Source organism: Shewanella sp. FDAARGOS_354, from assembly GCF_002209245.2.
Classification (GTDB): Bacteria; Pseudomonadota; Gammaproteobacteria; order Enterobacterales; family Shewanellaceae; genus Shewanella; species Shewanella xiamenensis.
Map to the genome: position 1 here is coordinate 4,886,719 of NZ_CP022089.2, position 12,948 is coordinate 4,899,666.

The window sequence follows — 12,948 nt, forward strand, 5'->3', positions numbered from 1 at the left end:
CCCAAAAAGGAGTTTTTATTGTTGAATGCGGGTTTACTTTTAAACCTCAGTTTACTGTTGTTGCTTGCGGGCTGTAGCTTTCAGGCGAGTCGCCCCGCACCTGTCGAAAGTCTTTCCCACAATTATTCAAAGCACAACAAAGGCAATATTAAATCTAATTCATATAAAGTTAAGAAAGGCGACACTCTTTACTCTATTTCTTGGGCTGCAGGCAAAGATTACGCCGAAATTGCTAAAATTAATCAATTAGATAAATCGTATACCATCTATCCTGGTCAGGTTTTGTATTTAACATATGACCATAATCAAAATAGTAAACCTTCTACGACTTTAGGTGGAATTAATTCGGTAAGTAAAGGTGGTTATCAGCATAATCAAAATAAAAAACAATCAGTTAATGATGATTTTTCTCAGAATTCTGTATCTAGTGAAACACAGAAAAAAACACTTGATCAGAAAGCAAAGCCTGCGTATTCTGCAACAAGTTCCCAACAAAATATTAACCCTTCAATTATTGCTCCGACATCGACACTACCCGATAGTGTAAGCCAGTGGCAATGGCCTGTAAGAGGTAAATTGATAGGAACATACTCTGCCAATGAGCAGGGAAATAAAGGTATTAAGATCGCAGGAAAACGTGGAGATATCATCAAAGCTGCAGCAGATGGGCGGGTGGTATACGCAGGTAGTGCGCTTAGGGGTTATGGTAATTTAGTCATTATTAAGCATAGTGACGATTACCTTAGTGCTTATGCTCATGCGGATCAGATCTTAGTCGACGAAAAGCAACATGTCCTCGCTGGGCAGACGATTGCTAAAATGGGTAGTACAGGTACTAATCAAGTAATGTTACGTTTTGAAATTCGTTACCATGGTCAGTCTGTTAACCCACTCAACTACTTACCTAAGCAATGATTGTTTAGGGCCTTGTTTTGGCATGGAGGATAATAAATTGCAGTAATACAAGCAGTTAAATTAGGTTTGGGAGATTCGATCATGAGCCGCATAAATAGCACTGCCGTAGAAGAACTAGTAGATTTTTCCGTTGATGCCGCAGAGTTTGATCTCGAGAAAGAGGATATCGCCGCTGATTTAGTTCAAGAACTAGGACTCGAACAACAGGTTCAAGATGACCTGCAAAAAAAATCTTGATGCCACACAACTCTATTTAGGTGAAATAGGGTTTTCCCCACTGCTTAGTGCAGAAGAAGAAGTTTATTTTTCCCGTAAAGCCTTAAAAGGCTGCGAAAAATCCCGTAACCGCATGATCGAAAGCAACCTGCGACTCGTGGTTAAAATTGCCCGTCGTTACAATAATCGTGGTCTTGCGCTGCTGGATTTAATCGAAGAGGGTAATCTTGGTTTGATACGTGCTGTCGAGAAATTCGACCCAGAAAGAGGTTTCCGTTTCTCAACCTATGCGACTTGGTGGATCAGACAAACGATTGAACGTGCAATCATGAACCAAACTCGCACAATTCGCTTGCCTATCCATGTAGTAAAAGAGCTTAACGTATATTTACGTACAGCTCGGGAATTAGCGCAAAAACTTGACCATGAACCTACGGCAGAAGAAATTGCCGAGAAACTACAAGTATCCAGTGTTGACGTCAGCCGTATGCTGAAGCTTAACGAGAAGATCACTTCTGTCGATATCCCCTTAGGTGGTGATAACGACAAGGCGTTACTCGATGTGCTTGCCGATGACGACAACGTAGGCCCTGACTACAAAGTACAAGATGAAGACATTTCAAACTCAGTGGTGAAATGGCTTAACGAACTCAATACCAAGCAAAGAGAAGTGTTAGCGCGCCGCTTTGGCTTATTGGGTTATGAACCCTCAACCCTTGAAGACGTCGGCGCAGAAATTGGCCTCACCCGTGAACGTGTTCGCCAAATACAAGTAGAAGCCCTTAAACGCCTACGTGATCTGCTGGGTGCTCAAGGTCTCTCTGTAGAGGCTCTATTTAGAAACTAATGTTTAGCTATTTAGCCTTAAACCCGTTCATCAAGTCATAAAAAACGCCCAATATTCAGGGCGTTTTTTTATGCTTTCACGTTTATGTTATCGCGAGTTTCACTCTATGTGTTAACTCAAGCGTTTTAGCTCGTAGAGTAAATCCAGCGCCTGTTTTGGGGTCAGGTTATCGGGATTGATGGCTTTTAATTTGCTGACAGCGGGATTCTCCACCGGCTCAGGCAGAGCGAGCAGGGTTTGAATCGGTGCCCTAGTGCCGTTAACATTAGCACCTTCTACTTGATGGTCGCGACTCTCAAGCTGATGTAGTTTATGTTTTGCCGCCTTAATCACCCGAGCTGGTACCCCTGCAAGGGCCGCAACTTGTAAACCGTAACTCTTACTGGCCGCACCTTCTTGCACCGCGTGCATAAAGGCGATGGTGTCTTCGTGCTCAATCGCATCGAGGTGCACGTTATAGACGCCAGCCATGAGTTCCGGTAATTGTGTTAGCTCGAAATAATGGGTCGCAAATAGCGTCATTGCGCCGACTTGCTGTGCTAAATACTCAGCCGCAGACCAGGCTAATGACAGGCCATCGTAGGTTGATGTGCCGCGACCAATTTCATCCATCAAGACTAAACTCTGCGCAGTGGCATTATGGAGAATATTGGCCGTTTCAGTCATTTCCACCATAAAGGTTGAACGGCCTGAAGCGAGATCGTCTGAGGCACCAATACGGGTAAAAATCCGATCGATAGGGCCAATAATGGCACGATCTGCGGGTACAAAGCTGCCAATGTGTGCCATTAGGGTGATCAGTGCAACTTGACGCATATAGGTCGATTTACCGCCCATGTTTGGACCTGTAACAATCAACATCCGGCGTTGATTGTGCAGAGTGACAGGGTTGGCGATAAAAGGCGTTTGACTCACACGCTCAACCACAGGGTGACGACCCGCTTCAATTTTTACCCCGATTTCGCTGCTCAGTTCTGGGCAGGTATAGCCTAAGGTTTCGGCACGTTCGGCAAAGTTACTGAGCACATCGAGTTCGGCTGCTGCTCTGGCAAAGGCTTGTAGCTCATGCAATTTGGGGAGGATTAAATCAAACAATTCGTCCCACAGTTGTTTTTCAAGAGCGAGCGCCTTACCTTGGCTCGACAGCACTTTTTCTTCATATTCCTTAAGCTCGGGCGTGATATAACGCTCCATATTCTTAAGGGTTTGACGGCGTTGGTAATTTAATGGCACTTGCTGTGATTGCAGACGGCTGACTTCAATGTAGTAACCATGGACTCGGTTGTAGCCTACCTTCAGCGTAGCAATGCCAGTGCGTTCTTTTTCCCGCGCTTCGAGTTGTACTAGATAATCGCTGGCACCTTCACTTAAGCCACGCCATTCGTCTAATTCGGCATTGTAGCCTTCACGGATTACGCCGCCATCACGGATAAGCATGGGCGGGTTATCGACAATGGCGCGCTCAAGCAGTTGTTGCTCTTCGGGAAACTCGCCTAAGAGTTGGCCTAGTTTCACTGTATGGGGGGCACTTAGCTGCGTGAGTGACTGCTGCAACTGTGGCAATAGATTTAATGCTTGGCGTAGGCGAGCAAAATCCCTTGGACGAGCGGTACGCAGTGCCAGCCTTGCCATGATACGTTCGATATCGCCTAGGGCTTTAAGCTGCTCATGCAATGACTCATGGGCCGTAGTCTTGAGTAATTCATTCACGGCCGTTTGGCGAGCAAAAATCTGGGCATGGTCCCTCAGCGGCTGATGGATCCAGCGTTGCAGCATTCGGCTGCCCATCGCTGTTGCAGTATTGTCGAGCACAGCTGCTAGGGTGTTATCCCGACCACCACTCAAATTTTGTGTCAGCTCGAGGTTGCGGCGCGTTGCCGCATCCAAGACAATCGTATCGGTTTGATTAAAACGGGTAATAGCATTGATATGGGGCAGGGCGGTGCGCTGGGTGTCTTTTACGTACTGCATCAAGCAGCCTGCCGCTTGCAGCGATAGGCGAGCATCGGTTATGCCGAAACCGTGTAAATCCTTAGTGCCAAACTGGGCCAACAGCAGTTTGATACTGGTATCGTAATCAAATTCCCACTCAGGGCGGCGACGTTTGCCTTTAAAATGATGCAATAACTCCAGTGCACCAAAATCTTCGCTATAAAGAATTTCGACCGGATTCGTACGTTGCAACTCGGCTTCGAGGGACTCCTTCGTTTCTAATTCGGCAATCACGAAACGGCCAGAAGACACATCAAGAGTCGCATAGCCAAAGCCCACTTTGCCTTGATAAACCGCGGCCAACAGATTGTCTTGCCGCTCCTGCAATAGCGCTTCATCGGTTAAGGTTCCTGGGGTGACAATGCGTACGACTTTACGCTCAACCGGACCTTTTGAGGTGGCAGGATCGCCAATTTGTTCACAAATCGCAACCGATTGGCCAATTTGAACCAATTTTGCGAGATAGCCTTCAACTGCATGGTAAGGGATACCCGCCATCGGGATCGGGTCGCCACCACTTTTGCCTCGGGCCGTAAGGGAAATGCCCAATAATTCAGAGGCTCGTTTGGCGTCATCATAGAAGAGTTCATAGAAGTCACCCATACGATAAAACAGCAGCATGTCGTGATGCTCTGCTTTCATGGTCAAATATTGACGCATCATCGGGGTATGTTTTTCTAAATCATCGGTATCTATAGGATTCATTAAATCGTTATCGTCCGCTATGCCGGCCCTGAAATAGGGAATAAAGTCATACAGTAATGGGAGATAAAATCAGTTGATTTACACTATTACTGTCTAAAATCAATTGGCGCCAATCTTAGCAACAATTTACAGAAAATTGATCCTCAAAGCGTGGATATTCACTGATATCTTGATAAATCTGCAGTATGGGTGGGTAAAAGCTTGTCTAAACGGGAAAATTTTCAGGTATAAAAATAATTCATTCACAGGTATTGATACTGTATGATTGTACAGTATACTAGTCAGCAGATTACGACAAAGAGCCTCGCTTTTTGATCACCCGCTTTATTAAATTGAATATCACTTTTGACAGTACTGATGCTGTCTAGATGAGGGAACAGGAATGAAGGTCGATCCAAACAAAGAGAAAGCACTTGCTGCGGTATTGAGCCAAATTGAGAAGCAATTTGGTAAAGGCTCCATCATGAAGCTGGGCGAAGACCGCTCTATGGATGTTGAGACCATTTCTACTGGTTCTCTTTCCCTTGACGTTGCCCTCGGTGCGGGCGGCCTACCAATGGGCCGTATTGTTGAGATTTATGGCCCTGAATCATCAGGTAAGACAACTCTGACATTAGAAGTGATTGCAGCTGCTCAGCGCGAAGGTAAAACCTGTGCCTTTATCGATGCTGAGCACGCTCTCGATCCTATCTACGCGAAAAAGTTAGGCGTAGATATTGATAACTTATTGTGTTCACAACCCGATACCGGTGAACAAGCTCTTGAGATCTGTGATGCGTTAACCCGTTCTGGCGCGGTAGATGTGATCATCGTTGACTCGGTCGCGGCATTAACACCCAAGGCAGAAATTGAGGGCGAAATCGGTGACTCACATATGGGCTTAGCGGCGCGTATGATGAGCCAAGCGATGCGTAAGTTAGCGGGTAACCTCAAGCAATCGAATACACTGTTAATCTTCATCAACCAAATTCGTATGAAGATTGGTGTGATGTTTGGTAACCCAGAAACCACAACGGGTGGTAATGCTCTGAAATTCTATGCTTCTGTTCGTTTAGATATTCGCCGTACTGGTGCTATCAAAGAAGGCGATGAAGTGGTTGGTAACGAGACTCGTGTCAAAGTGGTTAAAAACAAAGTGGCTGCACCATTTAAGCAAGCTGAGTTTCAAATCCTTTACGGTCAAGGTATCAACCGTACTGGCGAGTTAGTCGATTTAGGGGTAGCCCATAAACTGATTGAGAAAGCTGGTGCTTGGTATAGCTACAAGGGCGATAAAATTGGTCAAGGCCGTGCCAATGCGGGTAAATATTTGACTGAAAACCCAGCCATTGCCGCTGAAATCGATAAGACATTGCGTGAGTTATTATTGAGTAACCCAAGTGCACTGGCATCATCAGCATCCGATGATGATAATATCGAGGGGAATATTGATTTAGAAACAGGCGAAGTATTCTGAGCCAGTCTGCCCGTCAAATTGCGGTCGCGCTGTTAGCGCGCCGCGATTATTCCCGCCAAGAAATCCGCACAAAACTGCTCGAAAAAGGCTTTGAGGTCGCTGATATCGATCCTGTGCTTGATGATTGTGAAGCGTCAGGATTTATCAATGATAAGCGCTATGCCGAGCTTCTCGTTCGAAGCCACATTGCCCGTGGTCATGGACCAATACGCATTCGTCAAGCTATTGCTCAAAAGGGGCTGACTAAAGATTGTATCGAAGCTGCCTTATCTGCAAATGAGCATGATTGGTTTGAGTTGGCAAAAGCGAAAGCCATCAAAAAGTATACGGTCCCTAAAGTGCTTGAAGTAAAAGGCTCACTATCCCGCGAGCAAATTGCAAAAGAAAAAGCCAAACGAGTACGGTTTTTACTGAGCCAAGGCTTTAATTACGAACAAGTCACCTATGCCTTAGATTATGATCCTTTGGAAGATAATGATGACTAGGGCGTGTTGACGTGTCAGGGTTGTTTTTGCAGCAGTTTGGCTGGCTTTTCTGCCGCGTTATCGTCCGTTTATGTAGAATAACTACACTGCACTGACTTTGCCTTGCATAAAAGCCAGCCAAATGCTGCCTGAAGTGTTCGTCTGGCAAGCCTTTGCTCTTTGTCACTAGTCATTTGAGTAGAATAACTACACATCATTCCTCGTTTCGTGAGCACGAACTTGCCAGAACTAACAAAATTTAATCTCGAAACGTCAACACGCCCTAATGTAATCATATAAACTTGCCCTGGTCAGTTTGTGCTTATCATTCTTAACTCAGTTCATCTCCCTCGCAGAATTAGTCCTTTTTCACCACTTTCACCTTGGGTTGTTGTGATAAGCCCTGTATTAGATGAAAACTCATCGAAAATATTAGACTCCGAAGCGCGATATCGCTATTCAAGGCTGGTCGTCTTTCTTCAGTCTGCTTATAATGCTGGGCAAATAGAAATACGGCTACCTTATGGTGTAGCTGGTCATGCTTACCCAATTCAGGACGATTTCATGTATCAAACGACAGCAGCGCTTAGAAGTGCTTTCCTCGAATTTTTCCGCAGCAATGGTCACCAAGTTGTGGACAGTAGTTCTCTTGTACCAGGCAATGATCCCACGCTTTTATTCACCAACGCCGGTATGAACCAGTTCAAGGACGTGTTTCTTGGCATGGACAAACGTAGCTATACACGTGCGACCACTGCCCAACGCTGCGTCCGTGCGGGCGGTAAACACAACGATTTAGATAACGTTGGTTACACCGCGCGTCACCATACTTTCTTCGAAATGCTGGGTAACTTCAGCTTTGGTGATTACTTCAAAGAAGATGCAATTCGTTTTGGTTGGACCTTCCTGACTGAAGTATTGAAGCTACCAAAGGAGCGTCTGTGTGTAACTGTTTATCAAACAGATGATGAAGCCTTTGAAATTTGGAATAAAAAGATTGGTGTTGCTGCTGAAAACATCATTCGCATCGGCGATAACAAGGGCGCGCCATACGCTTCAGATAACTTCTGGCAAATGGGCGATACTGGTCCTTGTGGCCCTTGTACCGAAATTTTCTATGATCACGGCGACCACATTTGGGGTGGACGTCCTGGTAGCCCAGAAGAAGATGGCGACCGTTTCATCGAAATTTGGAACATCGTATTCATGCAATACAATCGCCAAGCCTCTGGTGAGATGTTGCCGCTGCCAAAACCTTCAGTCGATACTGGTATGGGGATTGAGCGTATCGCTGCGATTATGCAGGGGGTTCATTCAAACTACGAAATCGATATTTTCCGCGCCTTGATTGCTAAAGCAGCCGAAATCATCGGCGTGACTGACTTATCTAACAAGTCGCTGCGTGTTATTGCCGACCATATTCGTTCATGCGCCTTCTTAGTTGCAGATGGTGTGATGCCATCGAACGAAGGTCGTGGTTATGTGCTGCGCCGTATTATTCGCCGTGCAGTGCGTCATGGTAACAAGTTAGGGGCAACTGAAGCTTTCTTCTACAAGTTAGTTCCGACGCTAATCGAAGTGATGGGCGATGCCGCTAAAGGTTTAGCCGATACTCAAGTGATTGTTGAAAAAGCCCTTAAAGCTGAAGAAGAACAGTTTGCCCGTACGCTTGAGCGTGGTTTAGGCATTCTGGATAGCGCGTTAAACGAATTGCAGGGCGACACCTTAGACGGTGAAACAGTCTTCAAACTGTACGATACCTATGGCTTCCCAGTGGATTTAACCGCTGACGTATGCCGTGAGCGCAACATTATCGTCGACGAAGCGGGCTTTGAAGCGGCTATGGCTGAACAACGTAGCCGTGCTCAAGCCGCGGGTAACTTCGGCGCCGATTACAACGCAGCACTTAAGATCGATGCTGAAACCGCATTCTGTGGTTACTCAGAACTTACTGGCAATGCTAAAGTCACCGCGCTTTACCTGAACGGCGAGTCTGTTTCAGCGATCAATGCGGGTGATGATGCCGTAGTGGTGCTCGATGTAACGCCTTTTTATGCTGAATCGGGCGGCCAAGTCGGTGACAAGGGCGTATTAGTGGCTCAAGGTATTGAGTTTGCTGTTAGCGATACGCAAAAATTTGGTCAAGCTTCAGGCCACAAAGGGACCTTAACGGCTGGTAGCTTAAGCGTTGGCCAAGTACTTGAAGCGAAAGTGGATAAAAAGCTACGTCACCGTACTCAGTTAAACCACTCTGTAACTCACTTATTACATGCTGCGCTGCGTCAAGTGTTAGGCACTCACGTTACTCAAAAAGGTTCGTTGGTTGACCCTGAGCGTTTACGTTTCGACTTCTCTCATTTCGAAGCAGTCAAACCTGCTGAGCTGAAACAGGTTGAAGAGTTAGTTAACACCCAAATTCGCCGCAACCATGAGCTGAAAGTTGCTGAAATGGCGATTGATGAAGCCAAAGAAAAAGGCGCTATGGCACTCTTCGGTGAGAAGTACGATGCTCAGGTGCGTGTTGTCACCATGGGCGATTTCTCTATCGAATTGTGTGGCGGCACCCATGTTGGCCGTACCGGTGACATTGGTCTGTTCAAAATTACCTCTGAAGGCGGTATTGCTGCGGGCGTTCGCCGTATCGAAGCGGTAACTGGTGCAGCAGCGATGGCCTATGTGGCACAGCAACAGGCACAACTTGAAGAAGCGGCAGCACTACTTAAAGGCGATACTCAATCCGTTGTGACCAAGCTTAAAGCCCAGCTGGATAAAATGAAGCAGCTTGAAAAAGACATGCAGCAACTGAAAGATAAGTTAGCTGCGGCAGCGAGTGCGGATTTAGCCGGTGATGCAGTTGTGGTTAATGGCGTCAATGTGCTGATTAAAAAGCTAGAAGGCGTTGAAGCAGGTGCACTGCGTGGCCTGCAAGATGAGTTAAAGCAAAAGCTGAAATCTGCCGTTATCCTGCTCGGTGTTGCTCAGGAAGGCAAAGTAAACCTTATCGCGGGTGTGAGCAATGACTTAGTTAGTAAAGTCAAAGCTGGTGAACTGGTTGCTATGGTTGCTGCACAAGTGGGCGGTAAAGGTGGTGGTCGCCCAGATATGGCTCAAGCGGGTGGTAGCCAACCAGAAAATCTGGATGCGGCGCTATCTCAAGTATTACCTTGGATTACTGAGCGTTTAGCTTAAGAGGTTGCTGTGCTCGAAAAACGAAAGCTTAGTGGTAGCAAGCTTTTTGTGAAGAAGTTTGGCGGCACTTCGGTGGGTTCGATTGAACGCATCGAAGTAGTTGCTGAGCAGATTGCAAAGTCCGCTCACAGTGGTGAGCTGCAAGTATTGGTCCTTTCTGCTATGGCAGGTGAGACAAATAGGCTATTTGCGCTTGCGGCGCAAATCGATCCCCGCGCAAGTGCGCGGGAACTCGATATGCTTGTCTCTACGGGTGAGCAAATCAGTATTGCGTTAATGGCGATGGCGTTGCAACGCCGCGGTATCAAGGCAAGATCCCTGACTGGCGATCAAGTGCAAATCCATACAAATAGCCAATTTGGTCGGGCGAGTATTGAAAGTGTTGATACGGAGTACTTAACCTCCTTGCTGGAACAAGGCATCGTGCCTATTGTGGCTGGATTTCAAGGGATCGATCCTAATGGCGATGTCACCACTTTAGGTCGTGGTGGCTCGGATACGACGGCTGTGGCGCTAGCGGCGGCGCTAAGAGCCGATGAGTGTCAAATATTTACCGATGTACCAGGCGTTTTTACGACAGACCCTAATATCGACAGCAGTGCTAGACGTCTCGATGTGATTGGTTTTGATGTCATGCTCGAAATGGCTAAGCTCGGTGCTAAGGTGCTTCATCCTGACTCGGTCGAATATGCACAACGGTTTAAAGTACCGCTGCGGGTGTTGTCGAGTTTTGAAGCTGGTCAGGGCACATTAATTCAATTTGGTGATGAGTCTGAGCTTGCGATGCCCGCATCCGTACAAGGAATTGCGATCAATAAGGCCTTAGCAACCTTGACCATTGAAGGGTTATTTACCAGCAGTGAGCGTTATCAAGCCTTATTAGCCTGTTTGGCTCGACTTGAGATAGACGTTGAGTTTATTACTCCTTTGAAATTGAATGAAACGTCACCAGCGGAGTCTGTCAGCTTTATGTTGGCCGAGACGAAAGTGGATGTTTTATTGCATGAGCTTGAAGTTTTAAGTGAAAGTCTTGATCTAGGCCAATTGAATGTTGAGCGTCAACGTGCAAAAGTGTCCTTAGTTGGCAAAGGTTTACAGGCAAAAGTTGGATTATTGACTAAGATGTTAGATGTATTGGGTAACGAAACAATCCATGCTAAGTTACTTTCGACATCGGAGAGTAAATTGTCAACTGTGATCGATGAAAGGGACTTACACAAGGCGGTTCGAGCGTTGCATCACGCATTCGAGCTAAATAAGGTGTAATTAAATAACTGTTTGAGTATTGAATACTATTAATTTGTACTCAGCTGACCCTATAATAAGCCCATCTACCGGATGAGTGCCGTGTGTAAGCTGAATTAAGACATAAAGGAGCTATCGAATGCTGATTTTGACTCGTCGTGTTGGCGAAACACTGATGATTGGTGATGAAGTCACAGTTACAGTGCTAGGGGTAAAAGGCAATCAAGTGCGTATCGGTGTGAATGCACCGAAAGAGGTTTCTGTTCACCGTGAAGAAATCTATCAACGCATTCAATCTGAAAAATCAGGTACGCCTTCAGAAGGCGGTAACTTTTAATACGAAGCTTATGCGAGTATTAGTCAGATAAAAAAGTCAGTTTTTAAACTGACTTTTTTATTTTTGAAACCGAAAGATTGGCGTAAATCAACACATTGGCTTGATATAACCGCAATGTGATTAAAAACAGTTCAAATGGAATCGGTTTCAGAAAAAGGGTTTGACTTATTTTCGTCAAACAGTAATATGTGCGCCAAGAAAACGGAGAGGTGGCCGAGTGGCCGAAGGCGCTCCCCTGCTAAGGGAGTATGGGCTTTATCTCCCATCGAGGGTTCGAATCCCTCCTTCTCCGCCATTTCTTACAAATAAAAAACTGCGCGTGTAGCTCAGCTGGATAGAGTACCTGGCTACGAACCAGGCGGTCGGAGGTTCGAATCCTTCCACGCGCACCATTTTTTATTGAAGCAAGATAGATACAAGTCGCGCATGTAGCTCAGCTGGATAGAGTACCTGGCTACGAACCAGGCGGTCGGAGGTTCGACTCCTTCCATGCGCACCATTTCTGCATCAGTTATGTTTAACTCATCAGGTTTGAATTTCAGAAGAAATTTTGTAATTAGTGCTTCAAGTAAGTGTTTTAAGCGCGTGTAGCTCAGCTGGATAGAGTACCTGGCTACGAACCAGGCGGTCGGAGGTTCGAATCCTTCCACGCGCACCATATTCAATCTTAATGCGAATGTGTTGAGATAACTGTTAAAACTGCGCATGTAGCTCAGCTGGATAGAGTACCTGGCTACGAACCAGGCGGTCGGAGGTTCGACTCCTTCCATGCGCACCAATTAGCTGACAGAGCAATTGCTTTGTTAGCAAAACGCAAAAATGCGCGTGTAGCTCAGCTGGATAGAGTACCTGGCTACGAACCAGGCGGTCGGAGGTTCGAATCCTTCCACGCGCACCATTTTAGTAAGCAATAGCTTACAAATGCAGATTTTGCGGAGAGGTGGCCGAGTGGCCGAAGGCGCTCCCCTGCTAAGGGAGTATGGGCTTTATCTCCCATCGAGGGTTCGAATCCCTCCTTCTCCGCCATTCTATTCCTAGTGAATAGATTTAATTTGCGAGACTTAAGTGCTTCTTCTAGACTCAAGTCTGTCGGTAAGGTAGCAACTTACCCAGTATTTAAGCGCGTGTAGCTCAGCTGGATAGAGTACCTGGCTACGAACCAGGCGGTCGGAGGTTCGAATCCTTCCACGCGCACCATCTACTTAGTTAGATTAGATGAGCCCTGCAAGTAATTGCAGGGCTTTTTTAATGGGATTTTTCTGGATTATATTGCTTCAATCCTTATCTCTTGTTGAGCTTTACGCATTGATAGCCCGTCTTTTACGCCACGTTATGCTTGTTGAAATGCCAACGCCTTAAGCGATGATGTTTATCGCTCTGGCTTGCTATTTTACGTGTGATAAAGAGATAGCAATGGGCTAGCAAGATCTGCCGTAAAAGAGAGAAGGGGAGATAAGCATGGAACAAGGGATCGATGAGCCTCTTTGGGTCTTAGGGGGGCGAGTTCTGAGAGAGGTTTGAAGAGTGTTAACGCGATTTAGGATGGAACAGGGGAAATAAAAAGGGCTGTAAAATACATAAT

At 46.2% G+C, this 12,948-nt stretch carries 7 protein-coding genes, 8 tRNA genes and 1 pseudogene; 15 read left to right on the forward strand and 1 reads right to left on the reverse strand.

The window, feature by feature from the left end; translation table 11 throughout:
* The first annotated feature begins 18 nt into the window (after positions 1 to 18).
* Both CEQ32_RS21940 and rpoS read left to right on the forward strand, forming a co-directional pair.
* The gene (locus CEQ32_RS21940; RefSeq protein WP_088586875.1) at positions 19 to 915 is read left to right on the forward strand and encodes a peptidoglycan DD-metalloendopeptidase family protein; all 897 of its coding nucleotides are present in this window, start codon (positions 19 to 21) and stop codon (positions 913 to 915) included.
* 81 nt (positions 916 to 996) lie between these two features.
* A pseudogene (gene rpoS / locus CEQ32_RS21945) lies at positions 997 to 1,978 on the forward strand (RNA polymerase sigma factor RpoS).
* Positions 1,979 to 2,089: 111 nt separating this feature from the next.
* Here the strand turns inward: rpoS and mutS are convergent.
* Positions 2,090 to 4,675: a DNA mismatch repair protein MutS gene (mutS, locus tag CEQ32_RS21950; RefSeq protein ID WP_088586876.1), complete on the reverse strand. Its 2,586-nt coding sequence runs from the start codon at positions 4,673 to 4,675 to the stop codon at positions 2,090 to 2,092.
* Positions 4,676 to 5,057: 382 nt separating this feature from the next.
* Between mutS and recA the strand changes: the two genes are divergently transcribed.
* The 13 genes from recA (at position 5,058) to CEQ32_RS22015 (ending at position 12,563) form a co-directional block, all read left to right on the forward strand.
* Positions 5,058 to 6,131: a recombinase RecA gene (gene recA, locus CEQ32_RS21955; protein ID WP_037420979.1), complete on the forward strand. Its 1,074-nt coding sequence runs from the start codon at positions 5,058 to 5,060 to the stop codon at positions 6,129 to 6,131.
* A gap of 62 nt (positions 6,132 to 6,193) precedes the next feature.
* Positions 6,194 to 6,616 (forward strand): regulatory protein RecX, encoded by a 423-nt coding sequence (locus CEQ32_RS21960; RefSeq protein WP_413740653.1) that lies wholly within the window; start codon positions 6,194 to 6,196, stop codon positions 6,614 to 6,616.
* Positions 6,617 to 7,159: 543 nt separating this feature from the next.
* Positions 7,160 to 9,784 carry an alanine--tRNA ligase gene (alaS, locus tag CEQ32_RS21965; protein ID WP_088586877.1) on the forward strand — a complete coding sequence of 875 codons (2,625 nt, stop codon included), beginning with the start codon at positions 7,160 to 7,162 and terminating at the stop codon, positions 9,782 to 9,784.
* Positions 9,785 to 9,793: 9 nt separating this feature from the next.
* A complete protein-coding gene (locus tag CEQ32_RS21970) occupies positions 9,794 to 11,050 on the forward strand; it encodes an aspartate kinase (protein ID WP_037420970.1) in 1,257 nt (418 codons plus the stop codon).
* A gap of 118 nt (positions 11,051 to 11,168) precedes the next feature.
* Entirely contained in the window at positions 11,169 to 11,366 is a 198-nt protein-coding gene (csrA, locus tag CEQ32_RS21975; RefSeq protein WP_006082602.1) for a carbon storage regulator CsrA, read from the forward strand.
* Positions 11,367 to 11,569: 203 nt separating this feature from the next.
* Positions 11,570 to 11,661 (forward strand) — tRNA-Ser (locus tag CEQ32_RS21980).
* A 20-nt stretch (positions 11,662 to 11,681) separates the two neighbouring features.
* Positions 11,682 to 11,758 (forward strand) — tRNA-Arg (locus CEQ32_RS21985).
* 30 nt (positions 11,759 to 11,788) lie between these two features.
* A tRNA-Arg gene (locus tag CEQ32_RS21990) sits at positions 11,789 to 11,865 on the forward strand.
* A gap of 82 nt (positions 11,866 to 11,947) precedes the next feature.
* Positions 11,948 to 12,024, forward strand: a tRNA-Arg gene (locus tag CEQ32_RS21995).
* 43 nt (positions 12,025 to 12,067) lie between these two features.
* A tRNA-Arg gene (locus CEQ32_RS22000) sits at positions 12,068 to 12,144 on the forward strand.
* A gap of 43 nt (positions 12,145 to 12,187) precedes the next feature.
* Positions 12,188 to 12,264 (forward strand) — tRNA-Arg (locus CEQ32_RS22005).
* Positions 12,265 to 12,300: 36 nt separating this feature from the next.
* A tRNA-Ser gene (locus CEQ32_RS22010) sits at positions 12,301 to 12,392 on the forward strand.
* A gap of 94 nt (positions 12,393 to 12,486) precedes the next feature.
* Positions 12,487 to 12,563 (forward strand) — tRNA-Arg (locus CEQ32_RS22015).
* The last annotated feature ends 385 nt before the right edge of the window (positions 12,564 to 12,948 follow it).